General features: G+C 35.5%; 27 protein-coding genes and 1 tRNA gene. 13 read left to right on the forward strand and 15 right to left on the reverse strand.

The genetic code is table 11. The features are described 5' to 3' along the window. Positions 1 to 274 precede the first annotated feature (274 nt). From HMPREF9144_RS03505 to HMPREF9144_RS03515, 3 genes are all read left to right on the forward strand, one after another. A complete protein-coding gene (locus HMPREF9144_RS03505) occupies positions 275 to 766 on the forward strand; it encodes an SMI1/KNR4 family protein (protein ID WP_040595552.1) in 492 nt (163 codons plus the stop codon). Between the two features lie 89 nt (positions 767 to 855). Continuing rightward, positions 856 to 1881: a hypothetical protein gene (locus HMPREF9144_RS03510; RefSeq protein WP_006044491.1), complete on the forward strand. Its 1026-nt coding sequence runs from the start codon at positions 856 to 858 to the stop codon at positions 1879 to 1881. Between the two features lie 128 nt (positions 1882 to 2009). After that, the gene (locus tag HMPREF9144_RS03515; RefSeq protein ID WP_006044492.1) at positions 2010 to 2441 is read left to right on the forward strand and encodes a hypothetical protein; all 432 of its coding nucleotides are present in this window, start codon (positions 2010 to 2012) and stop codon (positions 2439 to 2441) included. Between the two features lie 212 nt (positions 2442 to 2653). On the opposite strand, the gene HMPREF9144_RS03520 is transcribed toward HMPREF9144_RS03515, so the two are convergent. The 6 genes from HMPREF9144_RS03520 to HMPREF9144_RS03545 form a co-directional block, all read right to left on the reverse strand. After that, a complete protein-coding gene (locus HMPREF9144_RS03520; RefSeq protein WP_006044493.1) occupies positions 2654 to 3163 on the reverse strand; it encodes a hypothetical protein in 510 nt (169 codons plus the stop codon). Between the two features lie 26 nt (positions 3164 to 3189). After that, positions 3190 to 3603, reverse strand: a complete 414-nt coding sequence (locus tag HMPREF9144_RS03525; protein WP_006044494.1) for a DUF6756 family protein — start codon at positions 3601 to 3603, stop codon at positions 3190 to 3192. A 177-nt stretch (positions 3604 to 3780) separates the two neighbouring features. After that, positions 3781 to 4440 (reverse strand): hypothetical protein, encoded by a 660-nt coding sequence (locus HMPREF9144_RS03530; RefSeq protein ID WP_006044495.1) that lies wholly within the window; start codon positions 4438 to 4440, stop codon positions 3781 to 3783. Positions 4441 to 4826: 386 nt separating this feature from the next. Continuing rightward, on the reverse strand, positions 4827 to 5171 hold the full coding sequence (locus tag HMPREF9144_RS03535) for a hypothetical protein (protein ID WP_006044497.1): 345 nt from the start codon (positions 5169 to 5171) through the stop codon (positions 4827 to 4829). A 7-nt stretch (positions 5172 to 5178) separates the two neighbouring features. Next, positions 5179 to 6276, reverse strand: a complete 1098-nt coding sequence (locus HMPREF9144_RS03540) for a hypothetical protein (RefSeq protein WP_006044498.1) — start codon at positions 6274 to 6276, stop codon at positions 5179 to 5181. A 51-nt stretch (positions 6277 to 6327) separates the two neighbouring features. Further along, positions 6328 to 6963, reverse strand: a complete 636-nt coding sequence (locus HMPREF9144_RS03545) for a hypothetical protein (protein ID WP_006044499.1) — start codon at positions 6961 to 6963, stop codon at positions 6328 to 6330. A gap of 188 nt (positions 6964 to 7151) precedes the next feature. Here HMPREF9144_RS03545 and HMPREF9144_RS03550 point away from each other — a divergent pair, with 188 nt between their 5' ends. From HMPREF9144_RS03550 to HMPREF9144_RS03560, 3 genes are all read left to right on the forward strand, one after another. Continuing rightward, positions 7152 to 7583, forward strand: coding sequence for a hypothetical protein (locus tag HMPREF9144_RS03550; protein WP_006044500.1), 432 nt, complete (start codon positions 7152 to 7154; stop codon positions 7581 to 7583). A gap of 31 nt (positions 7584 to 7614) precedes the next feature. After that, on the forward strand, positions 7615 to 7947 hold the full coding sequence (locus tag HMPREF9144_RS03555) for a hypothetical protein (RefSeq protein ID WP_006044501.1): 333 nt from the start codon (positions 7615 to 7617) through the stop codon (positions 7945 to 7947). Between the two features lie 188 nt (positions 7948 to 8135). Further along, positions 8136 to 9050, forward strand: coding sequence for a hypothetical protein (locus HMPREF9144_RS03560; protein WP_006044502.1), 915 nt, complete (start codon positions 8136 to 8138; stop codon positions 9048 to 9050). A 690-nt stretch (positions 9051 to 9740) separates the two neighbouring features. Here HMPREF9144_RS03560 and HMPREF9144_RS03565 read toward each other — a convergent pair. The 5 genes from HMPREF9144_RS03565 to HMPREF9144_RS03585 all read right to left on the reverse strand — a co-directional run bounded on the left by HMPREF9144_RS03565 (position 9741) and on the right by HMPREF9144_RS03585 (position 12853). Continuing rightward, positions 9741 to 9817: transfer RNA gene (locus tag HMPREF9144_RS03565), tRNA-His, on the reverse strand. Between the two features lie 88 nt (positions 9818 to 9905). Then, a complete protein-coding gene (gene secG / locus HMPREF9144_RS03570) occupies positions 9906 to 10283 on the reverse strand; it encodes a preprotein translocase subunit SecG (RefSeq protein ID WP_006044503.1) in 378 nt (125 codons plus the stop codon). Positions 10284 to 10285: 2 nt separating this feature from the next. Then, positions 10286 to 11062, reverse strand: a complete 777-nt coding sequence (locus HMPREF9144_RS03575; RefSeq protein WP_006044504.1) for a DUF8458 domain-containing protein — start codon at positions 11060 to 11062, stop codon at positions 10286 to 10288. Between the two features lie 35 nt (positions 11063 to 11097). Beyond that, the gene (locus tag HMPREF9144_RS03580; protein WP_370992415.1) at positions 11098 to 11568 is read right to left on the reverse strand and encodes an LptE family protein; all 471 of its coding nucleotides are present in this window, start codon (positions 11566 to 11568) and stop codon (positions 11098 to 11100) included. A gap of 40 nt (positions 11569 to 11608) precedes the next feature. Beyond that, the gene (locus HMPREF9144_RS03585) at positions 11609 to 12853 is read right to left on the reverse strand and encodes a sigma-54 interaction domain-containing protein (protein ID WP_006044506.1); all 1245 of its coding nucleotides are present in this window, start codon (positions 12851 to 12853) and stop codon (positions 11609 to 11611) included. A gap of 511 nt (positions 12854 to 13364) precedes the next feature. On the opposite strand from HMPREF9144_RS03585, the gene HMPREF9144_RS03590 reads away from it, so the two are divergent. The 4 genes from HMPREF9144_RS03590 (at position 13365) to guaA (ending at position 17678) form a co-directional block, all read left to right on the forward strand. Further along, entirely contained in the window at positions 13365 to 13607 is a 243-nt protein-coding gene (locus tag HMPREF9144_RS03590; protein WP_006044508.1) for a hypothetical protein, read from the forward strand. A gap of 21 nt (positions 13608 to 13628) precedes the next feature. Beyond that, on the forward strand, positions 13629 to 15170 hold the full coding sequence (locus HMPREF9144_RS03595) for a RapZ C-terminal domain-containing protein (protein ID WP_006044509.1): 1542 nt from the start codon (positions 13629 to 13631) through the stop codon (positions 15168 to 15170). Between the two features lie 123 nt (positions 15171 to 15293). Further along, entirely contained in the window at positions 15294 to 16091 is a 798-nt protein-coding gene (locus tag HMPREF9144_RS03600) for a nucleotidyltransferase family protein (RefSeq protein WP_006044510.1), read from the forward strand. Positions 16092 to 16136: 45 nt separating this feature from the next. Continuing rightward, positions 16137 to 17678, forward strand: a complete 1542-nt coding sequence (gene guaA / locus HMPREF9144_RS03605) for a glutamine-hydrolyzing GMP synthase (protein ID WP_006044511.1) — start codon at positions 16137 to 16139, stop codon at positions 17676 to 17678. A 165-nt stretch (positions 17679 to 17843) separates the two neighbouring features. Here the strand turns inward: guaA and mscL are convergent, their stop codons facing one another. Beyond that, positions 17844 to 18227, reverse strand: coding sequence for a large-conductance mechanosensitive channel protein MscL (gene mscL / locus HMPREF9144_RS03610; protein ID WP_006044512.1), 384 nt, complete (start codon positions 18225 to 18227; stop codon positions 17844 to 17846). A gap of 245 nt (positions 18228 to 18472) precedes the next feature. Between mscL and gap the strand changes: the two genes are divergently transcribed. The 3 genes from gap to HMPREF9144_RS03625 all read left to right on the forward strand — a co-directional run bounded on the left by gap (position 18473) and on the right by HMPREF9144_RS03625 (position 21468). Continuing rightward, positions 18473 to 19492 (forward strand): type I glyceraldehyde-3-phosphate dehydrogenase, encoded by a 1020-nt coding sequence (gene gap / locus HMPREF9144_RS03615; RefSeq protein ID WP_006044513.1) that lies wholly within the window; start codon positions 18473 to 18475, stop codon positions 19490 to 19492. 83 nt (positions 19493 to 19575) lie between these two features. After that, positions 19576 to 20505: a tRNA (adenosine(37)-N6)-dimethylallyltransferase MiaA gene (gene miaA / locus HMPREF9144_RS03620; RefSeq protein ID WP_006044514.1), complete on the forward strand. Its 930-nt coding sequence runs from the start codon at positions 19576 to 19578 to the stop codon at positions 20503 to 20505. 24 nt (positions 20506 to 20529) lie between these two features. After that, on the forward strand, positions 20530 to 21468 hold the full coding sequence (locus tag HMPREF9144_RS03625) for a diacylglycerol/lipid kinase family protein (RefSeq protein ID WP_006044515.1): 939 nt from the start codon (positions 20530 to 20532) through the stop codon (positions 21466 to 21468). Between the two features lie 577 nt (positions 21469 to 22045). Here HMPREF9144_RS03625 and HMPREF9144_RS03630 read toward each other — a convergent pair. The 3 genes from HMPREF9144_RS03630 to HMPREF9144_RS03640 are packed head-to-tail and all read right to left on the reverse strand — an operon-like array spanning position 22046 to position 26763. Continuing rightward, on the reverse strand, positions 22046 to 23476 hold the full coding sequence (locus HMPREF9144_RS03630; protein WP_006044517.1) for a glycoside hydrolase family 57 protein: 1431 nt from the start codon (positions 23474 to 23476) through the stop codon (positions 22046 to 22048). Positions 23477 to 23530: 54 nt separating this feature from the next. Further along, a complete protein-coding gene (locus HMPREF9144_RS03635) occupies positions 23531 to 24802 on the reverse strand; it encodes a glycosyltransferase family 4 protein (RefSeq protein ID WP_006044518.1) in 1272 nt (423 codons plus the stop codon). Positions 24803 to 24819: 17 nt separating this feature from the next. Continuing rightward, positions 24820 to 26763: a glycogen debranching enzyme N-terminal domain-containing protein gene (locus tag HMPREF9144_RS03640; protein ID WP_006044519.1), complete on the reverse strand. Its 1944-nt coding sequence runs from the start codon at positions 26761 to 26763 to the stop codon at positions 24820 to 24822. Positions 26764 to 26842 lie beyond the last annotated feature (79 nt).

Consider the following 26842-nt stretch of genomic DNA (forward strand, 5'->3'; position numbering starts at 1 on the left):
AACAGTATTGTTGATTATCATAAAGTTACTGATTTTTAGCGACATGTGCAACTTTTTTTACATTCATATTTCTGATATTTTATCTATTGATTAATTCCGCCAACGGGTATAAATTTTAAAATTGTAATTATGTTTTTTAATTTTCTAATTATAATTTTTCAAGCAGTAGTTATAAAAAGAAAATACATAAGTAAGTCCCCAAAAATTAAGTAAGTGTTTTTGTTAGTTACCAATAAAAATGTATATTTGCACAATGGTAATGAAAAAGAACGTTATGGAAAGACTTCAAAGAATTCTTAAGTCAATTTCAGAAACAAACGGCTGTAAATTGGTGAAAAGAGAAAAGCCTATAAATATTGAACTAGGTATTATATTACCTGATGATTTGAGATTTTATTTTGAAAATTATACTTCTATTACGTTTTGGGAAAAATCAAATTATTCTGTGAAAATAGTCGGAATAGAAGGTTTTAAAAAAGCCAACCCTATTATAATAGGCGAAGATGTTCCTGATGATATTAGTAATAATTGGTTTATAATAGCAGAAGATAATCCACAATTCATAACAATAGATTTATTTAAAGAACGTTTAGGAAGATGTTATGATAGCTTTTGGGATAGGCATGGAGTTGTAGGAGAACAGCCAATTATTGCAAATTCATTTACAGAACTATTAGAACAATTATATCAAAGCAAAGGCGATTATTTTTATTGGTTACAAGAAGACTTTGAAAATATGGGAGATGCATACGATTGTTTTGTGTAAGATGTACAGAGTAAATGAGAAAACGAATAGCCAATATATTTCTAATAAATAATATTTGGCTTTAACTGCACAATAAAATATAAATTTATATGAAAGCAAAACTAAAAGTAATAGACAGTTGGGAGTTTGAAGATATACAGTTATCTAGAACTTCCTTTAAATATAGTCCAACCGGTGGTAAAGAAATGGTGATGCGTGGTGAGAACGAAATAGTATTTTCTATTTATCATTCAGAGAAAAAACAAGATGGAATACTATGGATAAAGGGCAAAAACGTCCGCTTTTTCCCTACTCCAGAAGCCAAAGAACAACAGGATATTTGGAAGATGCCTGTACTTTTATCCTGCGATAAAGGAATATTGCTGCTTTGTGGTGCTAGTAATACATTATGGTTATTACAAACTCAGGAAAGTGAATGGTTACCTATTTCAATTGAAGAGTGGACGCTCAGAGGAATACCTATGAAAGTGGCTGTTACAGGAATAAATGATACTTTTCCAATAGTATGTAGGGTTGATTCTATGTTAGAAGCTACCAATTCTTTTGCTATACTTTCTGTTGATTTTGATAAGAAAACTGCCCGTTGGACTCATAATGGCTCGTGTATATATAACAAAGAAGAAATTCGTCAGCAACATCTTGATGCTGTAAAAAAGGTAAATGGAAATTTTGCTTTAGCCGATTATAATTATAATTATCCTTTGATAGGTTCAATCTATGAACAAAATGAGAAGTTGTATGCCTTTCTGGAAAGTAGTACAATAAACCCAGCAGGATTAAGTATGATGGGATATTACTCTTATGTAGAAATAAGCAAAGATGGATTGATTAAAAGAAAATTATGGGGTAAAGATAACTTAAATCAATTACCAGGAAAGCATGGAGTAAGGGGCAAGTTTTCAGCAGAACAGAATTACTTGATTATTTCACCTATATTCAAGAATGATGAATGGAAAGGAAAACCTAAGCTGTTACGTCTTTCAGACTGTACACTAATAGATGTTGTTATGCCAAGAGGTTATACTTCCTTCCGTATATTGGATATATGGGGCAACAAGATGTTTATTAGCGACGATCAGACAAAGCTAAACCTTTGCGAAATTATATTTGAATAAGCGCCAAATTATAGAAGAAGTAGTCGCAAATTATAACGAATAATATATAGTGAAATGGATTTTTATTTTGTTCATTTCTTAGATTTCATTACTTTTGTATAACATTGAACAGTTATGGAATAAATAAAATGGAAGAAATAAAAGACTTCAAGTATCTTTATTCAGATGTTTTAAAAGAACATTCAAATATTTTTGATAGAACTCCAATAGCTATTACTTGGTCTTTCAAAGGTAAAACGTATAAAAGAGAAAATATAACAGACAGATTAATAGCCGATTATTCTAAAAGTTATAATGCTATTGCTGTTGTAGAAGCTCCTTATTCAAAGGCATTTAATAATGTGTATATCGTAAATGCAGAAAACAAATTAATGATTAACGATTTTAAAAAACTACTCTTTAATAATATAACAAATGGCATTTCTAATTTGTGTTTTGTAGAAGGAGTTATTTGCGAAGGCTCAACATTCTTGTTTCATTTAATTATACGTAATAACGATTTTTCTATTTCTTTTGATTTAGCAACAAAAACTTTTGGCAAATTAACCGAAATAAGGTGATTATGGCACGATATCAATATTACTTTTAAATATGGCAACATATATGAAATAACATTATCTAATGAGAAATATGTTTATGTATACTGAATAGAACAATTTAGTTTTGGAATATTCAAATATATTTCTGAAGAGTCTTTAACAGATATAAGTTGCTTATTATCTTTACTTCTGCTAAAAATGTTCTAAATATCTTGCCATATTTTTTTGTTTATTTAAATATCATAATAGCCAACATTTCCAATGCCAATTGTCCAAAAGAATTTTGCTTTATTTTGTTCAGTTTTCCAAATATTTTTTTCTTCTTCTGTGGCATCTTTTATTTCATATTCAGAAAAATTTTCAGGAATATTCTGTCGCCATATACCAACAGAAATATCAGAAAAGCAGTAACTATATTGTGCTTCTGTATCGTCAATGTTACTTCCATTCTTTTCTTTTAAAAGCTTTACTAATTCATCTGCTTCTATTTCAAAAGGATTGATGCCATATATTGTAGGATTTATATACTTGGTATTTGGTCCTTGTAGTTCTATAAACTCTAGTTTTTGGTTAATATCAAAATCCAATCTGAATTCATATCTATCATAATAGAGTTGATTTTCTTCTTGAATATTTGGTTTACCTAAGATGTTGATAATAGATTTCATATCATTTCCTAAGTCAATATCCAAATTATCCATTTTTACTCCTTTTAAAGGAATTATTTCTATTGATTTTTTCATATCTAATATGGTATATTTATGTAACTTTACAAATAGAGTAAATCGCCGTGATCAGTTTCACATAACAAATTTTGGAATTTCAAATCTGTTATGTAATATTCGAAGAAGGAACATTCTCCTAAAATTTTGATAATATTTCTAACTGACAATTTAAATACATGGATTGTTTCTAACTCTGTTATAAGATAACAAACTTCGTCATCATTAAAAAATTGATTAATTCTTTGATATTGAAATTCGTCCTCGTAAGAAAAAGATTTAGGGTTCTTTTTGAAAGCTAACCACCAAACTCTGGGATTTCCAACAACATATTTGTCCATGATAGCAGTTATGATATCATCTTTTTCTTTATTTTGAACTTCTATAATATCCTCTTTACAGTCTAAAGAGTTTATTGCTTCTATCAATTCTGTATATTTTTCATCTGTACTTAAGCACATAATGTTCCATTTTTAATTTAAAGCAGATATGTTTCTCTCGCCTTTTTCAATTTACTATACGTTTTTAAACAGAGTTTATTGCTACAAATATAGTTATTTATTTTGATAGCTTCTTATACTATTTTTGTTTGAATTTTAGTTTGACAACTATAGCTCTCTATTTTACAAGCGTTTTTCTTATTCAGATTTTATCCCTAAGTAAGCATCAATTGTTTTCAGTATCATTTCTTTATCATCAAAAATATTGTACCAAGCGATTATTAAAGCATTTTTTCTCCAGAAAGTAAAACATAGAGTGGGAGATTCCGATGCAACGTCTACGTTTATAGGTTCGTTACCAATCTTTCTTTTTAGATAGTTCAATAGATTTTGTTGGTCGGACGGAAATTCAAGTTTATCTATAACAAAATGCGTATTGCAAATGCTATCATTATCGTTTTTGTATGGAACATTTAAAAAGGTGTGCTGATAATTATATTTTATGTTATTGATTTTTAGATGTAACGATTTTCTATCACTTTGGGTGAGCGATTCAAAGAAAGGAATAATATATAGTCGATGTATATGTTCTATTTGAGGAATAGCGGTATGCGTCTCCTTAGGAAATGCTTTTTTATTCCAAGCATATTCTATGAACTCTAAAACCTTGAAATCAGTTTTACAAGAATCTTTATGCGCAAACTGCTGGATTGTATTGCACGAACTTGTATCTTTTGCTATAACAGAAGAAACAAACAATAAGTTAAACAAGACAAAGAATGGTATGTAGTATTTTACTGAATATGTATTCTTTGTTGTTTGATTAGAGATAACTCTATGTATTTCTCGCAATTTCATCTTTAAAAATATTATAGTTACAAGTTCTTAACTACCTTGCAAATATAGTTATTTTGCGTTTAACAACCAAAGAAAATAAAGTTTTTAATGAACGTAGTAAAAATTTGGAAAGATGCTTTCTCGAGTCGTTATTTTGTTATCATAAGTTGTTTCTGAACTGATGTATCTTTGTTCGTTTTCATGTAACGATGTAGCAAACATCTATCTTTTCAACAGTCGATTTAGCCTTTAAGTAAAGGAGAGATAATTATGACCCGAAAATTTATAATTAAAAACGCACAAGTTTATTATTATAAATTTTTATTTTGTAATTATAAAATTAAAATTTATAATAATAAAATTTCGGAAGACTATTATAGCCTGATTTTATGTCCTTATTATGAGAATTAAAACCATTCAAAAAGAGAAAGCAAATGGTTGTCTTTTATGCAGTTATCATACCATTCGTTGTAGTCTATTGGTACTTCGGCACTCATTCCTTTCAGCCAATATTGTTCGCCATAAGCACCCAACATTGCCCAATGATATTCAGTTTCATGACTTATGCATATTACATCATCAAAATCGGCTGGCTTTTTATAATAATGTTTCTTTAGAATTTCATCTGCTTCGGCTTCTGTTTTGTGTCCATATTTTACCAAAATACACCTGATAATAAACAGCCATGCGTTATAATACATACCAACTTTTTCGCCAGTCTTGTTGTCCGAAAAAACTAATAACTCTTCCATTTATTTTTTAGTTGTAGCAATTGTAAATATCGTCTATATTGTTTGCGCTCTCAATAGACATCCCTTCGGGCATTATTCCTGCATAAAGGAGCGAATAAGTGTGAGTGCGAAATTCTTCAGTCATTAAATTATAAAAATATAATTGCGTTTCAGTAAGCATCTTTTTATCAATCAATATACCTTTACCAAGATATTCATGAAATAAGATGCTGCTCAAATCTTCTAACATAAACTTATGGGGTGGAAAATTAAAATCTTCGTCAATATTTATTTTTCTTATTGTGTCGTATCCATTCATAATATCATTGATAGTGTTTTTCTGATATCTTGCATCTTTATGTAAACTATCAATCATCATAGCAGATGTTGCTAAAACACATTCATAACCATTTCCCCATACAAATGATTGTTGTTTGGGCATAGAAAGAGAAGTAATAGCAAGTTCTTTGTCAAATTCCATTCCATTTATGCAGAAGCCTAAATTGGTAATGCCATCTTGTTGGGTGGTAATATTTAAATCGTGGATTTTTAAATTTGGATTTTTGAAACTCATCAATCCACATGCAAAAAGTATCTCTTTAATATTTTGCAAGTTAGCAAGATGAATCAACGTTTCAAAAGTTTTTTGATTGTTGTTTAATGCTGATTTATAAAAAATAACTTCTGGCGTTTGCGTTTCTATATTGTCAGGAAATACGCTTTTCACGAAAGATTGAAAACGCTTATAAAATTTAAACTCGTTAGAATATTGCGAAGACAATTTTTGTGCTGCAATCTGATATTCTATAGGAGGAATTAAAATAGAATTTTCGTCTCGAATAAACTCTTGAAATATATATCCTAAGAAGTTTAAAATCTCATTTTTATATTGATGTTTCCCATTTTGAAGAATGTTGAACTCTATAACTTCAATTACAGGTTCTATAATATCATATATTTTAAATTGATGTTTTATGTTGGGAGCTAATTCGTTATAAAGAAAATATTCAATATTTTCTGGTGCGTCATTGGCAGAAAATAAATAATCTAATTGAGAAGGTATTTCTTTAATAGCCTCTTTGTTCGGTGCATGATAATGTTGCCAATCAATATTCATTTTTTCCATCTTATTTTGCAATTTCTTTTCCTTTTGTTGCTTTACTACATACCTGCATTATTAAAGAGGAAATATTACTTTCATCACTTTTTCTGCATTGGCATTCCATTTTATTTGCGACAAATTGCCGTCTGCATATTCTAAGATAAACTTACTTTTATACAGGTTGTTGGGGAAGAAATCTGTATTCTTAAATAACGACTTATCTTTATGTTGTCTGTCAATGGATATTATCCGATTATTTTCGTTGTAGAAATATTCTTCTGCTATAAAATTTCCTTTGCAGTCCATATTCAGCATGGATATTGTCTTTCCATTTTTAAGGATTGAGTGCTGAATGTAATCTATTTTCTCTACAATATCGAAACTATAAACAATGGTTTCCGAACTATGGTATTCAAAGAATATATATTGGGCGGGCAAATCGTAATTGTCTGTATAGCCATAAATAGCAACAACTTTGTTTTCGGCATCTAAAAAATGCTGAAACTTACCACTCTTTTTTGTTGGCTCTTTAGCTAATTTTCGTCCTCTTTTTATGTTTTTCCTCTCCATATCAAAAGGATATATTTCAAATAGAAAAGATGTTCCCCAAATGCAATAAGAATATTCAAATTCTTTCTTCTGTTTGAAGAGAGAAGAGATATCGCTGGAGTACAGATTCTTCAAAACTTTTTCTTGCTCTTCTATATTCATATAGCGTTACATTTATGTTACACCAAAGTTTATCGCTACAAATGTAGTAGTTTACTTTTATATGCCCTTATTTTGTTTTCATAATTTTATCTTCTTAACTGCTTTTTATTTGTTCGATTATCTAAATTTCTTTACTTTTGTATGGTAATGAACTATAACGTGGTAATAAGAATACAAAAATAGTATATATGGATAAAATAGATGAGATAAAAAAAGAGATAGAAATTATTGATACGATTGATGATTCTAACATAAGTGATTTAGACGCATTGTGTGAAGACATAATTGAATTGAATAATGAAGGTTGGGATACAGCAATACTTATGGACCCACTTTTCAGAATTCTTGAGAAAAATTCTGATTTCGATTTTGGTATGCCTGGGCAAATAGTACACACGTTAGAAAAACATTATAAGAAAGGATTAGAAGAAGAATTATTTAAATCGCTTAATCGGAAACCAACTTTTTATACGTTGTGGATGTTGAACAGAATAATAAACGGAACTTCTGATGCTAAAGAAAAAGAATGCTATATGGAAATGCTGAAAAGTATTTTAAAGATGGAAATTCCAGATTATCTAAAAAAACAAGCGCAGCACTTAATAGATTTGCACTCATAATATTATAAAATATAGAATCGGCAATACGAATATGACCGCAGAAGAATTTGTAAGTAACGTAAAAGATGAAGTTTTTAAGGAAACGTTTGAGTATTATTTTAAAACGCTTCCTAATCCGATTGCAGGGACAGATAAAAATTGGAAAGCGAGCAAGGAATTATATCATAGTTTGAACGAAGAACAAAAACAACAAATGCAAGCTTTTACAAGGTTGGTTATGCAAGATGTGGTATCTATAATATTTGGAAAGTTAGATAATATTTCTTCATTTAAAAACCAAGAAGGCAACTTTGAACTTACAATAAATGGAAATGTGATAAGTGGAGACTTACAAGAGTTATTCTTGATGGGTATAGATAGTTGAGAACAATAAAAAAATTGTTGAGTTGGGGAACTTTTAGCAGAAGTTAAGGTATGTGCTGCATAGTGGAATAGTTTTCAGATGAACAAAAATAAATAGTTGCATTTGAAACAGTACACTTTAACAACGTATAATAACAAGTTTCTTTGGATAAATATAGAGTTACATTCTGTTATGTTATAATTCGAATAATGAAAAAATGGATAGATAGGGCTGTTAAGCATTATAAATATGCTGAGCCTATTGATAGGGAAGAGAGTGTAAAGACTTTTTTGAATATGTACGATCTTTATACCCAAAAGGAAGATTTGCGTAAGAATATAAAAACAGTACGATTGTGTTTATCTGGAATTCCAAATAGTACACATATTAAGGCTAAGAAACTTTTGTTTCAAGGAGATGAAGACTGTTGGAAATATTTTGAAAGAACAGCTGTATTTTTAACAAATGGTCATAGTAATGGCGATTGGATTGAGGAAATGAGCTTTCCTCTTGCGTATGCTTTATATGTAGAACGGAAAGACTTAATAGACCAATTGTTTGATTTTCTTTTATCTATATTGACAAACGAACAAAACTTGTCGGATAAGTATTTTAAGAAACAAAAACTGTATGCGAGTACGCAATTGATTCATTTTCTATTGGAGAAATGGCTTGGGTATAATCCGGTGAAAGAACTTGTTATGAACTATGAAACTGGTTATGGTATCTATCAAAAAATTATTGATAATTGGGAAGATCTTTCACAAATAGATAATAGTTATTGGGACGAACTGTGTGAATATCATTTGAAAGGTATAGGATTACAGCGTGGTGAGAAATGGGAAAATGAAGAGTTTTTGACCTCAGGAATGATTCCTATGGAGCTGATTAATTTGCAAAAGGTGCGCAAATATTTGGGATTAGATGTTCCTCAAATCAAAAACGAATTATTTTCTACTAATATGGCAAAAAGTCCTAAGATTCCAACTGGATATAATGAAGATTTGGACGTAATGTTTCAGATGGTTTTCCTTACTATTCAAAACCAGCGGAAGTATACAATAGAGGAAGTGGTGGATTTGATAAAGAAAAAACATGGCAGTGATGTACAGATTATCTTTTAACCATCATTGAGTGATAAGACAGAAATACTTTTATTGTGAGTTACTTAAACAGGAGACTTATTATTTACTATAAGCGTAACCATAAATAGATTTGTATATTTCGTATAAACAGATAGGAAGAATAATGATTCAATAGAGAGATATGTGGGAAAATTATAGAGGGTGATTACTGTTTACTAAACAATCTAATAGAACAACTCAAATGTTTAGGAAAATTAGCTGGATATATTTACTCGTGTTACAGATATCTGTTGTATTCTTCTTAGGCATCAGTCTGTTTTGTTTTAGATATTAGTAGATTTTGATTTATACGCCTAAATTTTTAATTAGATATCGCACTGGTCCTGCCATATCTTTTAACGATTATAATTTGCTTTTATCGAATATTCTCTTTACATTTGCAATAGGTTGATGGTCGCATCGGTAGCGGGGCTTCCCAAAAGGCAGCATATTGCAAGGTTCAACTCCTTCGCCAATCTATTTAGGGGCTTAGTCGCCTCTATTTTTTTTGTATTGTTTCGTAATCATATTTATTATTGCCTTAAACGTAGCCATATTTCAATCAATATTTAGTTAATATTCTGGCTTCACTTGTAGTATTTAAGCAATACTTATAGAGATTGAGTGTTATTTATGAAACACAAAAAAAGCGGAGACCCTTTTATTTATTGGATTTCCGCTTGTTTTTTATGGGGTGGAAGGTGGGACTCGAACCCACGACATTCAGAACCACAATCTGACGCTCTAACCAACTGAACTACGTCCACCATATATTATTGCTTTAAAAAGCGATTGCAAAGTTACGAACTTTATTTGTTTTATGCAAATAAAATTCGCACTTTTTATTATTATTCATTATTTTGCAGGAGCTGCAGGAGCTTTTGTTGGCTGTCCTTGTGCTGCAGGAGCTGCTTGTTTTTGTTGACTTGCGCCAAAATTAGGTAGGTTATTTGGGTTTGTTGCTCCGTCGTCTTTTGTTGCTTTTTCGATTACACTTTGGTCTGTTGTTGCTTGTGGTGCAATACGAGTTGATATTACACTGAGCACAACCATAAAGATAGCGCAACCCCAAGTGAGTTTTTCAACAAAGTCGGTAGTTTTGCGAACACCCATAATGGCATTAGAAGAGGAGAAGTTTGATGATAACCCTCCGCCCTTAGATTCTTGAATTAGAACTACACCAATCATCAAGATAGCTGCAATAACGATGAGTATTACTAAAAGCGTATACATTTCTATGTTATTTTATTATTATTGTTTATTATTAATTTCTGTAGAAATCTAATTTGGTCTGCAAAGTAACGATTTTTTTTTGGATATACCAAATTTAATCGATTAATTATTTCCAAGGCTTTAGAATATCTTCCTTGTTTTATATATATACGTGCTAAAGTCTCAGTAAAATAGCCATTATCTTCTGTTGTAGCTATTTCCTCATCGGTTTCGTCTATGTCTTCTGGTTCGTATTCTGTGTTTTCTTGTAAGATAATTTTTCCGCCTTCGTTGTGAATAAAATTATCTATCAAGCTTTGTCCTCGTAATTCTGGTGTTTCATTTTCTTTCTTTTCTTCTTCTTTCGAGTTCATTAAGAAAGCCACATAGTCTACAGTTGCATCAATAGGAGTAGGCTTTCTGTGTTCTTTTCCTTCCTTTTCTGGAATATTGGGAATTTGTTCGAGGAAATTATCAATAAGTGATACTGTTCTATTGGTAGATATTTCTGTTTGTTCCTGACCTTTTGCAGGTTGTAGAACACTTTCTTGTATTTTTTCGATATGTAGTTGACAATGTGCTGCCTCAACAAGATTAAAAAGCACTCTACGGTCTGTAATGTAGATAGCTGCACGTCGCAACTCTTCATCGAAAGTTGCATCGTGTAACAAGAATAAGTTTTTTAGAAGCAGTATACGAGCTGGTTGGTAGAACGGATAGATAGCTATAAGCTTCCGAAGATCGTATAATGTTTCCTTATTCAGTTCTTCTGGATAATTAAAATAATGCGCTATATCCATTTTTCTTTTGCTTTACAGAGTTTGTTTCAGTATTATTACCAATTAGCAACAGTTGCATTGAATATTTGTTCTGTCAAATCCTTTATCATTTGCTCTACCAATTCTTCTTGTACAGAATTTAAACTTCTAGTTGTATCGTAGCTTGCTGTTGCTGTAAACTGCTTTTCAAAATCCTCGTTATGGTTTGTGTTATTTACAAAACGTACGTTTACGGTTATAGACAATTCTGTTTGTGCAGAATAACCTTCGCTTGATACGCTTTTATTGCGTTGTTGATATTGTGTTATTTCGCCTTCTATCTTTAAATCGCCATTACGTTTCACCTGTTCCAAACGAGTATGATTGGCATACATATCTTTCAGTTTATTATTGAACATTGGTCCCATTGGTCCCCAAACATAAGCTGAACGAATAGGGAAATCGGCAATTTGGATAGTATGCACCTTAGTATAATTGATGCTTGCTCCATTAAATTTATAGCTCACAGAACAAGCAGTGAGTCCCATCAATGCTACTATTATATATATAAGGTGTATTTTTCTTAACTTATTTACTATCCAAACCATATTGTTTTATTCGTCTATAGAGTGTTCTATCGCTTATTCCTAATTCTTGTGCAGCCTTTTTCCTATTACCATTATTGCGTTCCAGAGCTTTCTCTACCATTTGTCTGCCCACATCACTCAGATTTAATATCTCGGGTTCTGATATTTCTTCTGCATCTGCAAATTCTACTAAACCATTTGAAGGAGATGTTTCTGATAATGTATGTTTGCGAGGGATAGGCATTGTGTTATGATGTTCTTCGGGTAAAGGTTCAAACCCTTGCGCTCCGTTTAATGCACGTGTTTCTTCTAACTGTTTTCTAACATTGTTTAAATCACGTCGCAAATCGCTTACGTTACCACGTAATTCATACAATATTTGATATAGTATGTCGCGTTCACTTTCGTAGTTATGCTCTCCATCTTTGCCTATAATTGCTAATTGTGTAGTGTCTGAATCGCGTGGAATAAAGTTGGTTAGCATCTCTGCAGTTATTTCACGTTGCTCACTTAGCACCGACATCTGTTCGGTAATATTCTTCAATTGTCGTACATTTCCCGGCCATTTATAGTGCAATAGTATCTTCTTTGCATCTTCAGACAATGTTATTTTTGGAAGATGGTATTTTTCTGCCATTTGCATAGCAAAGAGTCGGAACAGCAAAAGAATATCTTCACCACGGTCGCGGAGTGGAGGCATCTGGATAGGAATTGTGTTTAATCGGTAGAATAAATCCTCTCTAAATTTTCCTTCACTAACAGCTTTACGCATATTTACATTGGTTGCTGCCACTATACGTACATCAGTTTTACGTATATCTTGACCTCCCACTCTTATATATTCGCCAGTTTCTAATACGCGTAACAGCTTTGCTTGGGTGGCTAAGGGGAGTTCGCCTACCTCATCGAGGAAGATAGTTCCTTTGTTTGCTATACCAAAATATCCATCGCTTTCGCCAATAGCTCCTGTAAACGAACCTTTTTCGTGTCCGAAAAGTTCGCTATCAATGGTTCCTTCTGGGATTGATCCACAATTAATTGCAAAATATTTCTCTCGTCTTCGTGGCGAATTATCGTGAATGATACGAGGAATTATCTCTTTACCCACTCCGCTTTCGCCTACTATAAGTACAGACAAGTCGGTGGGTGCAACCTGCAATGCTATATCTAAAGCTCTGTTTAGTGCATCGCAATTGCCCACAACGTTGTAACGTTGCTTTATATGTTGAAGTTCAATATTATTCATTCTGCTGACAAATTTACCTATTTATTTTTTAAATTCTGCAACTTTGGCAGAGTTTAACAAACTCTAAGAACTTTCTTTCCTATTTATTTGAAACGGCAAACAAGTGTCTTTGTCTATTTTAAATGGCGAATAATGATACGCTGTATTGTTACGATATCGTTATAAAAGATATAGGAATTCTCTATATTCATATCCTGTTTAAATTCTTATACAAATGGAATTATAATTATGCAACAACACTTTTGCAACGCAAAAGTATGGTTTTTACGTTGCAAAACAATGGTTTTTAGCGTGTAAAATGGTGGTTTTTACAATATAAAAACTATGTCTTTTGTATTGCATTGATAGCCAAACTGTTAAGTGGAGCTACATTTCTGCTTCTATTTCTCCTTCTTTTTTTTATGTCCTGGTTGGGTTTATAGGGGTGTGCTATAAAATTTCAACCTTAGCAAATGCTAATAATTCTGACCTCATTTCTCGTTATCTAAAAACTTTTGAGTAACTTTGTAGCATGAAGATAAAGCTTAATTGGAAAATGTTTATAGTCTTCTTTGGAATCATAGGGGGGCTTTACATAATAACAAAAAGTATCTTGATAACTTCTGGCATAATGGTTATCTTGTTACTTATAGACGGTTTCTTACGCGAATATGAACTGAAAAAACAAGGTAAAAAACAAGCAGAAGAAATTTTAAAAGAAATAGAACGAGATACAAAAGAAGAGAAAGAAAACGAAGAAGAAGGCACAAATTAAAAGATAAATATTAACAGAGTAATGGAGAAACTCGTAGAACTATACAGAAAATGGGCAGGTAGCGCTCCTGCAAATGTAGAAAAATTGGCAGGTGCAGGCAGTAATCGAGCATACTATCGCCTTACTGATAGTGAAGGAAAAACGGTAATTGGTGTTATCGGTACGAGTCGCGATGAGAACCATGCCTTTATTTATCTTGCCAAACACTTTGCTAAACGACAGTTGCCTGTGCCCCATGTGCTTGCTGTTTCTGTTGATGAAATGTGCTATTTACAGACCGATCTGGGTGTAATATCTCTTTTCGATGCTATTCGAGGTGGGAGAGAGGCAGGCGGACGATATAATTTAGCCGAACAAGAACTGTTACGCAAAACCATAAAAGAACTACCTAACTTTCAGCTTCGTGGGGCACGTGGGTTAGATTATAGCTATTGTTACCCCCAAGCAGAGTTTAACGAAGAGAGCGTTCTCTTCGATTTGAACTACTTTAAATACTGCTTTCTGAAAGCAACCGAAATAGATTTCCATGAACTAAAGCTACAAGCCAACTTCCGAATGTTTGCAAAAGACCTTACATCGGAGAAGATAGAAGCCTTTCAATATCGCGATTTCCAAGCACGCAATGTAATGCTCGATAGTAAAGGAAATCCTCACTTTATTGATTTTCAAGGCGGTCGTAAAGGTCCATACTATTATGACCTTGCCTCATTTTTATGGCAAGCAAGTGCAAAATATCCGTTTAAGTTACGTCGCGAATTGGTTTTCGATTATTATAACAGTCTGAAACATTTTACTGAAGTACCATCAAAACACCATTTTGTTAATCGTCTTTCTCTCTTTGTACTATTCCGTTTGTTGCAAGTGTTGGGTGCGTATGGTTTTCGTGGCTACTTTGAGCGAAAACAACACTTCATAGAATCCATTCCACCAGCCATTCAAAACCTCAGCGACGTATTAGATTTGGGTGAGAAAATGTTTCCTTATCCATATCTGTTTACATTGCTGCGGGAACTAACACAATTGCCACAATTTAACAAGACAGTACAAACTGCAAAGAATAGAACCGATGGTTATAAAATCGCCGAGCAAGATGTGTACACAGCAAACCCATTAGACGGTCCCGCCTCGTTCTCCAAATACGATGGAAAAGGTCCATTGGTGGTACGAGTATTTAGTTTTTCTTTTAAGAAAGGCATTCCTGAAGACACTTCTGGTAATGGTGGCGGTTATGTGTTCGATTGTCGTAGCACTCACAATCCCGGTCGTTACGAACCTTATAAGAAGATAACGGGGCTTGATGAGGCTGTTATTCGTTTCTTAGAAGATGATGGTGAAATCGTAGAATTTCTTCGTCCAGTCTACGAACTCGCCGATCACCATGTAGAACGCTATATGCAGCGTGGTTTCACAAACCTTATGTTTTCGTTCGGGTGCACGGGAGGACAACACCGTTCCGTATATTGTGCTCAACATTTGGCAGAACATTTAAACAAAAAGTATGGTATAGAAGTGCATATTATACATCGTGAACAGGGCATAAAACAAACTTTAGCGAGAAGATAAAACAAATTAAGAAGGTTATTCTCCTTGCTTTGGCACTTAACATATATAATTAAGGTTATAAGTTTATTTCTTTGCTGTCTGAGATTTAATTAGTAAATTTGCACGCATTAAAAGCAGAATACAATGCAATCAATGATATTTGCCGCCGGACTTGGCACGCGTCTGAAACCTCTTACCGACAGAATACCCAAAGCATTGGTAAGAGTTGGAGGCAAACCGCTTATAGAATATGTTCTTAAAAATCTGGTAGCAGCAGGTAGTAAGCGTATCGTGGTGAACGTACACCACTTTGCCAATCAAATCATTGAATATTTACAGCAGAACGATTTCGGTGTAGATATTTGTGTTTCTGATGAAACAGAAATGTTGCTTGATACAGGTGGTGGAATAAAAAATGCAGCACCATTTTTCAACACTAGCGAACCTGTACTCATTCATAACGTAGATATACTTAGCAATGTAGACTTACGTGCGTTATACAATTACGCTTGTGAAGCAGAAATAGAGCAAAAGGTTGATGCAGTTCTACTTGTAAGTTTAAGAAAAACGAAACGTTATCTTATTTTTAATAAGGATATGCGTTTAGTAGGATGGACAAATGTAGATACAGGCGAAGTGAAATCGCCATACGAAACCTTGCATGAACTCACCTTTACGCAACCTTACGACAATAACAACGTTACCAACGAACAGTATGGGTACACACTTTTTGCTTTCTCTGGAATACATGTTATAGGCAACAAAGTATTTGAAGCTATGAACGAATGTTCTGCGAAATTCCCCATAATGGACTTTTATCTGCAGTATGCAAAGGATTTACACTTCGTTGGAAAGGTGAAAAACAACCTTAAACTTATGGATGTTGGTAAGTTGGATACACTTGCAGAGGCTGATGCTTTCGTAAAACAATTAGGATATTAAACAGAACAACTATAATAAAATAGAAGAAATAACAATAAATAATATATGCAAAAGATCATCATTTTGGATTTCGGCTCACAAACAACGCAGCTAATTGGTAGACGATTGCGTGAATTAGACACATTTTGTGAGATACTTCCATACAACAAGTTTCCCAAAAACGATCCATCGGTGATTGGCGTTATACTCTCTGGTTCTCCCTATTCGGTTCACGATCCCGAAGCATTTCAAGTAGATTTAAACCAGTTTGTAGGGAAAGTCCCTGTACTTGGCATTTGCTACGGTGCGCAATACATTTCGCATAAAAACGGGGGTAAAGTAGAACAAACGGGTACACGTGAGTATGGACGTGCTAATTTAGCTAGTGTGGACACAGAAAATCCACTGTTTCGCGGTTTCGATAGTAACTCTCAAGTATGGATGAGTCATGGTGATACCATTACAGCCATTCCTTCAAACTGCAAAATTATAGCTTCTACGAGCGATGTGAAATTTGCTGCTTATGCTTCGACAACGCAACCTCTGTGGGCAGTTCAGTTCCATCCAGAGGTATTCCATACAGCACAAGGAACTCTTCTTTTAAAGAATTTTGTGGTAGATATTTGTGGTAGTAAGCAAGAATGGAGCCCCGCTTCGTATGTGGAAACAACCGTAAAAGAATTGAAAGAACAGCTGGGAAACGACCGTGTGATACTCGGACTGTCTGGAGGTGTTGATTCATCGGTATGTGCAACCTTGCTCAATCAAGCCATAGGAAAAAATCTTACCTGTATTTTTGTAGATCATGGTATGCTTCGTAAGAATGAGTTTGCAAAAGTAATGGAAGCTTATGAAGGCTTAGGATTAAACGTTATTGGTGTTGATGCATCAGAAAAATTCTTTAGCGATTTAGCTGGGGTTACTGATCCTGAACAAAAGCGCAAGATTATCGGTCGCGATTTTGTAGAAGTATTCAATGCCGAAGCTAAAAAAATAACCGATGCGAAGTGGTTGGCACAAGGTACAATTTATCCCGATCGTATTGAAAGTTTAAGCATTACGGGTATGGTTATTAAGAGCCATCACAATGTAGGAGGGCTTCCTAAGGAGATGAATTTGAAACTTTGCGAACCTCTACAGTGGCTTTTTAAAGACGAAGTGCGCCGTGTGGGCTACGAGTTAGGTATGCCAGAGCGTTTAATAAAGCGCCATCCATTTCCAGGACCAGGTTTGGCTGTACGTATTCTTGGAGATATTACTCGAGAGAAAGTACGTATTCTGCAAGATGCTGATGACATTTACATCGAGAATATGCACAATTACATTTGTGAAGACGGCGAAGTTCTCTACGATAAAGTATGGCAAGCAGGCACCGTTCTATTGTCTACAATTCGTAGTGTTGGCGTTATGGGCGATGAACGCACCTACGAACATCCTGTAGCTTTGCGTGCCGTGACCAGTACCGATGCTATGTCTGCGGACTGGGCGCAACTTCCTTACGATTTTATGGCAAAAGTTTCGAACGAGATAATTAATAAGGTGAAAGGAGTAAACCGTGTTTGTTACGACATCTCTTCTAAACCACCTGCAACCATAGAGTGGGAATAAGTTATAGTAAGATACTAATATCTCAAGGAAAATGTTTAACTAAATAGTATATAAATACTAAAGGCGCACCATAAACGATGCGCCTTTGTTCTTTCTATTTGTTTCTTCCAGAAGTCCATATAAGTTATTATAAACAACCTATAAGTAACTTTTGAAGCCTTCTTCTTATTGTTTATTCTTTAATAAGTCGCGAATTTCACTTAGTAATTTTTCTTCATTCGAAGGTTCTGCAGGGGCTGCTGGTTCTTCTTTCTTCTTTGCAGAAATACTATTCATTACCTTTATCATTGAGAAAATACAGATAGCAATAATAAGGAAGTCTATAATATTCTGAATAAACATACCATATTTAACTTCTGCATCTCCAACCATTAGACTCAATTTACTGAAGTCTACTCCTCCTGTTAATACACCGATAACTGGCATAATAACATCGTCTACCAATGAAGATACAATTTTCCCAAATGCGCCACCAATGATAACACCAACTGCCATGTCCATTACGTTACCACGCATGGCAAATTCTTTAAATTCTTTAAGGATACCCATAAATTAATTTTTTTAGTAATGCCGCAAGAAAAAGCAATAATCTTATTTTGTTAATATAAGTCAAGTTATCCTGCAAACACTTTTTTATTTAATAATGTTTAATACTCTTTTCGGTTGCAAATATAAGAACTTTTTTGTAACTTTGCAGCATACGAGAGGTAAAAAGTTACTTTTCACTAGATTAGACTTTAGGTAATAATTAATTTTAGGTATTATAGTTTAGTATTCACTTTAAATAAAGACAAATGATTAAAATTGGTATTAACGGATTTGGCCGTATCGGTCGTTTCGTATTCCGCGCAAGTCTTGAAGAGGCAAACGCTAAAGAAGTAGTTGTAGTTGGTATTAACGACCTCTGCCCAGTGGATTATCTTGCTTATATGTTGAAGTATGACACAATGCACGGTATATTCAATGGTACTATCGAAGCTGATGTTGAGAAATCTCAGCTTATAGTAAACGGTAACGTTATCCGTGTAACTGCAGAGCGCAACCCTGCTGATTTGAAGTGGGACGAAATTGGTGCAGAGTACGTAGTTGAGTCTACTGGTCTCTTCTTAACAAAGGAGAAGTCTCAAGCTCATATACAAGCTGGTGCTAAGTACGTTGTAATGTCAGCTCCTTCTAAGGACGACACTCCAATGTTTGTTTGCGGTGTTAACCACGATAAGTATGTAAAGGGTACTCAGTTTGTTTCTAATGCATCTTGTACAACAAACTGCTTGGCTCCTATCGCTAAGGTTTTGAACAATAAGTTTGGTATCAAAGATGGTTTGATGACTACTGTTCACTCTACAACAGCTACACAGAAGACTGTAGATGGACCTTCTATGAAGGACTGGCGTGGTGGTCGTGCTGCTTCTGGCAACATCATTCCTTCTTCAACAGGTGCAGCAAAAGCTGTGGGTAAGGTAATTCCTGAACTCAACGGTAAACTTACTGGTATGTCAATGCGTGTTCCTACATTGGACGTTTCTGTAGTAGACCTCACTGTAAACTTGGCTAAACCTGCTAAGTACGAAGAAATTTGTGCTGCTATGAAAGAAGCTTCTGAAGGCGAATTGAAGGGTATTCTTGGTTACACAGAAGATGCTGTTGTTTCTTCTGACTTCCTTGGCGACCCACGTACATCTATCTTCGATGCAAAGGCTGGTATTGCTTTGACTGATACTTTCGTTAAGGTTGTATCTTGGTACGATAACGAAATTGGTTACTCACACAAAGTTATCGAGTTGATTAAGCACATGGCGAAAGTTAATGGCTAAGTCTCTGATTTCGTAAGAAAACAATATTAAAATGCCATTCGGGTCTTGCCGAATGGCTTTTTTTTATTATTTTTGTGCGGTAAATGAACAAAATGCTTACGATAATAGGTCCAACTGCAAGTGGAAAGACAACTTTTGCTACTGCGTTAGCTGCCTCAATGGAGGCTGAGATTATTAGTGCCGATAGTCGCCAAGTATATAGGCGTATGGATATTGGCACGGGGAAAGACCTTGCAGATTACAAGGTGGACGGTATAGAAATACCTTATCATTTGATTGATATTGCGGAACCTGGAACAAAATATAATCTCTTTCAGTATCAGCAAGACTTTCTGGCTTCTTATACAGATATTATTGCACGTGGCAAACCTGTTATTCTGTGTGGTGGAACTGGACTTTATGTAGAAGCTGTGCTAAAGGGTTATGCTCTTTCTCCTGTGCCTCAGAACGATGCTTTGCGTGCTTCGTTAGTTGGAAAGTCGCTCGATGAACTTACCAATATACTTGTTGATTTAAAGAAAAGAAACCATTCGGCAATGCACAATCGTACTGATGTTGATACTAATAATCGTGCTATTCGTGCTATTGAGATAGAGACTTTTGAGCTTGAGCATCCAACTCCTGACCGTTTAATGCCTGCTGTAGATTCTATTATTATAGGGGTAGATATTAGTCGCGATGAGCGTCGGCGCAAAATAAGTAAACGCTTGAAAGCACGATTAGATGGAGGTATGGTAGACGAGGTGCGGGCGTTACTCAATTCGGGTATTTCTGCCGATGACCTTATCTATTATGGTTTGGAATACAAGTTTGTTACACAATATATTATTGGCAAATTAAGTTACGATGAGATGTATCGCAACTTGGAGATTGCTATACATCAGTTTGCTAAACGACAAATGACATGGTTCAGAGGAATGGAACGGCGTGGTTTCAATATTCATTGGATTGATGCTGCAACACCTTTGAATGAAAAAATAGCGTATGTGCAGGCTCTTTTAAAAGAGGTTTAGAAAGCAGAAAGGAATTTATATAATATGGTAGACGAGAAGAGATGGGGCATACTTTATTGTCCAAAAGGTGGAGTTTTGAGTAGTCCACAAAAGCGTTGGGAACGTGTTGAAGCCTGTTTAAAGGCACATAATATTGACTTTGATATGGTTCAGAGTGAAAGTTCGGCTGGGGTTGATCGTCTAGTTCGTATGATGATAGGAAATGGATATCGCACTATTGTTATTTTTGGTGGCGACTCGGCACTTAACGATACTGTGAATTGCCTGATGCAAGAAAAGAGGGAGGTGCGCGAAAGTATTGTGTTGGGGGTAATTCCTAATGGTGTTATGAACGATTTTGCCCATTTTTGGGGCTTCGATGAAGACAATATTGAACAAACCATAGAGTGGCTGAAGGCTCGCCGTGTACGTAGAATAGACCTTGGCTGCATTCGTTACAGAAACCGAGAGGGCGAAGGTTGCCACCGTTATTTCCTGAATTGCATTAACATTGGACTTATTGCTACCATTATGAATCTACGTCGTCGCACTCGTAATTTGTTTGGTTCGCGTAGCCTTTCGTTCATCTTTTCGTTCATTCTATTGTTTTTCCAGCGTATGGACTTCTATATGCATCTTAAGATTAATACCGATGAGATAAAACGTAAGGTTACTACTGTTTGTATTGGCAATGCTCTCGGCTATGGACAAACGCCTAATGCGGTGCCGTATAATGGCTTGTTAGATGTGTCGGTGGTATATCATTCAGAGGTTACTCAGCTTTTTGAAGGTATTTATCTCTTCTTACGAGGGCGGTTCTTAAATTATAAAAGTGTGCACCCCTATCGCACACAAGAGGTTACGATGCATGTTGAACCGCGCACACTTGTTGGTATTGATGGCAGATTGATGCCGAAAACACCTGCTGGACCATTCAAAGTAACTGTGGAAAAGGAAGTAATAAACTTCTTGATTCCTGCATAACAACTCCACAAAAGCATTATAGTAAACAAAGGCTTAACGGCTTAATCACTCTTCCATTCAGCATCTGTTGCTGATGTAAGTATAGTCTATTCTTCAACCGAAGCAATAGACTTTTTTTTGTATCACTATTCATTTCTTCCCAATTATTCATAAGTTTTTTAGTAGAAGCTTATAAGATTCTATTGAATAGCTTATAAGCTTTTATTGAATAGCTTATAAGCTTTTTATTGATAGCTTATAAGCTTTTTGTTGATAGCTTATAAGCTTTTTATGAATAGCTTATAAGCTTTTTGTGGATAGCTTATAAGTTTTTTGTGGATAGCTTATAAGCTTTTGGCAGAATATCTATAGTGTTTTGTTGGGAAGTGACTGGTGTTAGTGGATAAACACACAAGTTTGCTGTGAGTGGGTGTAAGGTGTGCAGGCTCTACGATTGTAGCCGACAATGGCTTTATATAGTGGTTACGGGCAGATTTACAATATGCGCCGAATGCTGTAGGCGCATAAAAAAGAGAGTATATCGCTTGTTGGATATACTCTCCGTTTGTATTGTTACATATATTTTGTAAGAGGTGTGTTACGCCTTCTTGGGTGCAGTCTTCTTTGTGGTTGTTGATTTTGCCTTTGTGGTTGCAGTCTTTTTCTTTGGCTTTGTTGTTTTCGTGCTGTCTGTAGTTTGGTCTAACTTAGCACGCAGTTTGTCGTTTTCGTTTGCCAACTTCTCTGCTTTTGCTTTCAGCAATACAATTTCTTTGTCTTTTGTTTCCAATTCAGATTCCTGGTTGTGTATTGTTGTTAGCAGAGCATTTAGTTCTTCGTTGTCGATATCTGCTGGATAGAGTGCATTTACACGGCTCATAAAGTCGCCCAAAATGTTCATATAGTTAGTAAAAGCATCGAATGGTGTGCTATAAATACCACGATCCACGCCCACTGGAACAGGTTTGGTGCTCATTGCACTGAAGTTATCGCTTGCTTGCAGATAGTCCCAATCTTGATTAATGCGAGGGTCGTTGGCAATGCGTACTCTGTCGGCAATGCTGTATAGTTTGTTGAATGCTTCGCGTTGCATTGGATTTCCGAGCCATGTGCTTATGTCTCGCTCTTCGTCTCTCCAGCTCAATGGATAGGGAACATCAAACTTGTCTACGCTTTTAACACGGTCGCATATCTCTGTAGGAGTAGAGAAGGTGATGCCACGTTGCCGAGCGCATTCGGGCAGGGCTTTAAAGAACTCTAATATGTTGCTATACAAAGGCTGTTCTATGCCTAAAGCTGTAAGGTTCATAAACAAGCCATAAATTTGTTCTTCAGCTGGTTGGTCGGCAATTTGGTTTATAAAATTGTCGGCAAATAGTGGATATCCCTGCCATTCCGAATTGTTGAAACGGAGCGAAATATCGTCGCTGAGTGTTACATCGCGCAGAATTAGTTTTAGTTGTGGAGCTAGTGCGCATTCGTAAAGATAGTGTGGGCTTCGCCACCCCAACGCATGTTTAGCACCTTCGGTAATCATTCCCTTAAATTTCATATCTGCAGCCATTCTACCAATCTCATCACTATATATTAGAGAAGAGTTGCGCAACACTTTCGGTGTATATCCAAAGTATTCTTTTATCTTTTTGCTCTGTCTCTTTACTTCGGCTTTAAAGCTATCTTCATTTCCCAGCGATGCTAATCCGTGTGAATAGGGTTCGGCAAGAAATTCTACACAGCCGGTTTTGGCAAGTTCCTGTATTTTTTCTATTACTTCAGGCGCATATTGTTCTAAGCTTTCTATTCCAACGCCCGAAAGGCATAGTGCCACCTTAAAGTATCCGTTGCTATCTTTAATCATCTGCAGCAATGTGTCGAGAGCAGGTATATAGCTTCGCTTCACAATATCGGTAATGCTACGTTCGTTTTCAAAATCGTCGTAATAGTAATGGTCTGTTCCAATATCGAAGAATCGATAGCGGCGCAAATGTATAATTTGATGTATCTCGAAGTATAAGCAAATTGTTTTCATTGTCTGTTGTTTTAAATGTTGTTTAATTTAAGTAATGCTGTGTTGCGTTTATGTTTAACTGTTCCAGCCTAATGTGCGGAGATAAAGTTCGCGTATCCATACTCCCACCTTCTCCCACGTAATGTTATTCACTTCGCGTATGCCTTCTTCTGCCAAGTAGTTAAACAAGCTTTCGTTGTGGCAAATAGAATATATAGCATCTGCCATAGCCTCTATATCCCAGTAATCTAACTTTATGCAGTTGTGTAGTATTTCGGCGCAACCACTCTGTTTAGATATAATGGTGGGTGTACCACATTGCATTGCTTCTAATGGCGAAATGCCAAAAGGTTCGCTTACAGATGGCATAACATATACATCGGAATCTTTCAGACATTCGTACACCTGATCGCCTTTCATAAAGCCAGGGAAGTGGAAGCGATCGGCAATACCACGTTCGGCAGCCAACATAATCATTTGGTCCATCATATCGCCCGACCCAGCCATACAGAAACGTACATTTCGTGTACGTTGCAATACCATATTGGCAGCTTCAATAAAATATTCAGGTCCTTTTTGCATAGTGATGCGCCCAAGGAAAGTAACCACTTTATCTTTACCTTTGTGCGATGGTCGAGGCATATCCAATATATCTTGACGCAATGGATATACCGCATTGTGCACCGTAAACACCTTGTCTGGATTTTGATAATAGTGTTTAATAACAATCTGTCGAGTAAGTTCCGAAACACACATAATGCAGTCAGCATTATCCATTCCATCTTTCTCTATAGCATAAACAGTAGGATTAACCTTTCCACCCGACCTATCAAAGTCTGTTGCATGAATATGAATGCACAGAGGTTTACCCGATACTTTCTTTGCATGAATACCAGCAGGGAAAGTTAGCCAGTCGTGCGCATGAATAATATCGTAGTCTAACGTGCGAGCCACCACACCAGCAATTATAGAATAGTTGTTTATCTCTTCAGTCAAATTACCAGGATAACCGCCAGCAAACTCCATTGCACCAATGTCGTTTACATTCATATTGTTGAAGTCGGCATATATGTTATTGCGCAATTTGTAATATAAGTCTGTATCCATAATGTTGCCTAAACGTTGTCGCAAATAGCCATCGTCTATATCGCGATACACAATAGGCACACAGTTCATAGCAACAATATTGGCAAAAGTTTTATCTTCGTCGCCAAATGGACGTGGCAAGCATAGTGTAGTTTCTATGTCGCCTTGTACGTGTAAACCTTCCGAAATACCAAAATTAGCAGTGGCAAGTCCGCCATACACATGTGGTGGGTATTCCCAACCGAACATTAATACTTTCATATTGTATCCTCCTAACTTTAATATTTATACTTTTCGAGCAGTGCTAATGTGCGTAACACTCCACCAACATTCATTGCAAACGATATGGCACCACGACCATTGAATGGTGGGTTACCATCGAAGAACTCAGGAATAGTGCCTAAGCAGTGGTTCACCACCTCGTCTTCGTATCCTATTAGTTGTCGTTCAACGAAACTCAACCGGGTGCGTTTGTATAGTTTTAAACAAGCCTCAAGATAGAAGCACCCCAGCCAAGGCCATGCAGTTCCTTGGTGGTACACACGCGTGCGATATTCTTTGTCGCCTACACAGATAGGTGTGTATCCTCCGCTTTTTGGTGAGAGCGAACGTAACCCTTTCGGTGTGAGTAGTTCGCGTGTACAAATGTCTATTACGTTTCGTTTTTGAACTTGATCTAATGGTGAGTAATCGAGTGCTGCAGCCATTATCATATTTGGACGAACACTCCAATCAATCATATTGCCATCTACATAATCGTATAGATAGCCATAGTTGTTTAAGAATGTGTCTACAAATGAATCTTTGCAAGTGGTTGCTATTGCTTCTAAATGTGCTGCATATTCTGCTTTTGGTGTTTCGCTAAATAGCCATGCTACAAACTTCAGTGCGTTATACCAGAGTGTATTAAACTCTACAATATAGCCTGAGCGCGGATTTACTGGTTTATCGTCTATTGTACCGTCCATCCATGTTATTGGTTTGTTTTTACCATCTGTAAACAGCAGTCCATTTGTTTCCAAAGATAGATTGGGGTGTTGTCCGCTTTCTATATAGTTCATTAAGTTGTACAACAAATCTGCATAGAGTTTTATGCAATTGTCTTTTCCTGCTTCTTTAGCATACTGCTGAATAGCCCAAATGCCCCATAGAGGTACATCAGGTTGTTCTATACCTTCTATATCTACTGTTAGCGGTTCGTTATTCATAAACTCGCGCAAACCTCGTTCCGCAGTTTTCATAACCAACTCGAAATAGTCTTGTTCTTCTATGTTGAGTGTTAATCCTGGTAATGCTATAAACTGGTCGCGAGCTCTGCACTTAAACCACGGATAACCTGCAAGTATATAGCGGTCGTCGTTTTCTTTTCGGTTATGAAACTGGTGAGCTGCATTTACTAAACAATGAAAGAAGTTATCGCGTGGCTGGCGTGCCTCTACTTCTTTATCGAAGAGTCGCTTAAGGGTTGATGATTTAATTTCTGATGTTGAACCTGAGAAAACAATGCTTTCTCCTTTTCGTATCTTCATCTCGAAATAGCCAGGAACATACAAATCTTCATCTGAATGATAGCCACGAACCTCTTCTTTTGGATATTCTAAACCTCTGTACCAATAAGGTTCGTAATGAAATTCGTTGTCTTTAGAGAATTGCATATACAAATGGGGATATCCGTTGTAGAGACAAGTTGCTATTCCGTTTTCAACATTATGAAACTCACGGTTTATTGCAGCATTCTCGTGTGTAAATTCTCGCACGCTTCTAAATGCGAGGAATGGGCGAAACTGTAATAGGGTTGTTCCTTGCCCATCTAACAAAGTGTAACGCACAAGTATGCGGTCTTCATAGTGTTGGAACACCACTTCTTTTTTTAACACGGCGTTACCTACTCTATATATAGTTGTAGGAACTCTATCGCAATCGAACTCACGAATATATTTATGCCCATTCGGACTGAAGTTTCCACCATGGTATTTATGCAGTCCTAAGTTAAAAGCTGCGCCATGTTGTATTACCGTTGCATCGAGCGAACTCAGCAACACATGGTTTTCCTTGTCGAGTTCTGGCACTGGTACCACTAATAGTCCATGATATTTTCGGGTGTTGCAATCTACAATGGTCGAGCACGAATATGCTCCCGACCTATTGGTTCGTAATAGCTCTCTTGGTAGCGAATCTTGTAGGTTCGTCATCGAGGCCTTTTCAAATTTAAGGTATCCCATACTCTTATCGCTTTTTGTCTATATTTAGTTGTTAGAAGCTTTATTTTGTGTTGTAAACACATTATACTTGTACTATCGT

Source organism: Prevotella pallens ATCC 700821, assembly GCF_000220255.1.
GTDB lineage: Bacteria > Bacteroidota > Bacteroidia > Bacteroidales > Bacteroidaceae > Prevotella > Prevotella pallens.

What these genes read in the sequence shown, in the direction of transcription:
- HMPREF9144_RS03640 (WP_006044519.1), bottom strand. Translation starts at nt 26,763, where the DNA reads ATGGGATACCTTAAATTTGAAAAGGCCTCGATGACGAACCTACAAGAT.
- HMPREF9144_RS03595 (WP_006044509.1), top strand. Translation starts at nt 13,629, where the DNA reads ATGGAGAAACTCGTAGAACTATACAGAAAATGGGCAGGTAGCGCTCCT.
- miaA (WP_006044514.1), top strand. Translation starts at nt 19,576, where the DNA reads ATGAACAAAATGCTTACGATAATAGGTCCAACTGCAAGTGGAAAGACA.
- HMPREF9144_RS03575 (WP_006044504.1), bottom strand. Translation starts at nt 11,062, where the DNA reads ATGGATATAGCGCATTATTTTAATTATCCAGAAGAACTGAATAAGGAA.
- HMPREF9144_RS03555 (WP_006044501.1), top strand. Translation starts at nt 7,615, where the DNA reads ATGACCGCAGAAGAATTTGTAAGTAACGTAAAAGATGAAGTTTTTAAG.
- HMPREF9144_RS03585 (WP_006044506.1), bottom strand. Translation starts at nt 12,853, where the DNA reads ATGAATAATATTGAACTTCAACATATAAAGCAACGTTACAACGTTGTG.
- HMPREF9144_RS03540 (WP_006044498.1), bottom strand. Translation starts at nt 6,276, where the DNA reads ATGGAAAAAATGAATATTGATTGGCAACATTATCATGCACCGAACAAA.
- HMPREF9144_RS03580 (WP_370992415.1), bottom strand. Translation starts at nt 11,568, where the DNA reads ATGGGACTCACTGCTTGTTCTGTGAGCTATAAATTTAATGGAGCAAGC.
- HMPREF9144_RS03590 (WP_006044508.1), top strand. Translation starts at nt 13,365, where the DNA reads ATGAAGATAAAGCTTAATTGGAAAATGTTTATAGTCTTCTTTGGAATC.
- HMPREF9144_RS03630 (WP_006044517.1), bottom strand. Translation starts at nt 23,476, where the DNA reads ATGAAAACAATTTGCTTATACTTCGAGATACATCAAATTATACATTTG.
- mscL (WP_006044512.1), bottom strand. Translation starts at nt 18,227, where the DNA reads ATGGGTATCCTTAAAGAATTTAAAGAATTTGCCATGCGTGGTAACGTA.
- gap (WP_006044513.1), top strand. Translation starts at nt 18,473, where the DNA reads ATGATTAAAATTGGTATTAACGGATTTGGCCGTATCGGTCGTTTCGTA.
- HMPREF9144_RS03525 (WP_006044494.1), bottom strand. Translation starts at nt 3,603, where the DNA reads ATGTGCTTAAGTACAGATGAAAAATATACAGAATTGATAGAAGCAATA.
- HMPREF9144_RS03560 (WP_006044502.1), top strand. Translation starts at nt 8,136, where the DNA reads ATGAAAAAATGGATAGATAGGGCTGTTAAGCATTATAAATATGCTGAG.
- HMPREF9144_RS03515 (WP_006044492.1), top strand. Translation starts at nt 2,010, where the DNA reads ATGGAAGAAATAAAAGACTTCAAGTATCTTTATTCAGATGTTTTAAAA.
- HMPREF9144_RS03600 (WP_006044510.1), top strand. Translation starts at nt 15,294, where the DNA reads ATGCAATCAATGATATTTGCCGCCGGACTTGGCACGCGTCTGAAACCT.
- HMPREF9144_RS03530 (WP_006044495.1), bottom strand. Translation starts at nt 4,440, where the DNA reads ATGAAATTGCGAGAAATACATAGAGTTATCTCTAATCAAACAACAAAG.
- HMPREF9144_RS03545 (WP_006044499.1), bottom strand. Translation starts at nt 6,963, where the DNA reads ATGAATATAGAAGAGCAAGAAAAAGTTTTGAAGAATCTGTACTCCAGC.
- HMPREF9144_RS03510 (WP_006044491.1), top strand. Translation starts at nt 856, where the DNA reads ATGAAAGCAAAACTAAAAGTAATAGACAGTTGGGAGTTTGAAGATATA.
- HMPREF9144_RS03505 (WP_040595552.1), top strand. Translation starts at nt 275, where the DNA reads ATGGAAAGACTTCAAAGAATTCTTAAGTCAATTTCAGAAACAAACGGC.
- secG (WP_006044503.1), bottom strand. Translation starts at nt 10,283, where the DNA reads ATGTATACGCTTTTAGTAATACTCATCGTTATTGCAGCTATCTTGATG.
- HMPREF9144_RS03535 (WP_006044497.1), bottom strand. Translation starts at nt 5,171, where the DNA reads ATGGAAGAGTTATTAGTTTTTTCGGACAACAAGACTGGCGAAAAAGTT.
- guaA (WP_006044511.1), top strand. Translation starts at nt 16,137, where the DNA reads ATGCAAAAGATCATCATTTTGGATTTCGGCTCACAAACAACGCAGCTA.
- HMPREF9144_RS03625 (WP_006044515.1), top strand. Translation starts at nt 20,530, where the DNA reads ATGGTAGACGAGAAGAGATGGGGCATACTTTATTGTCCAAAAGGTGGA.
- HMPREF9144_RS03635 (WP_006044518.1), bottom strand. Translation starts at nt 24,802, where the DNA reads ATGAAAGTATTAATGTTCGGTTGGGAATACCCACCACATGTGTATGGC.
- HMPREF9144_RS03520 (WP_006044493.1), bottom strand. Translation starts at nt 3,163, where the DNA reads ATGAAAAAATCAATAGAAATAATTCCTTTAAAAGGAGTAAAAATGGAT.
- HMPREF9144_RS03550 (WP_006044500.1), top strand. Translation starts at nt 7,152, where the DNA reads ATGGATAAAATAGATGAGATAAAAAAAGAGATAGAAATTATTGATACG.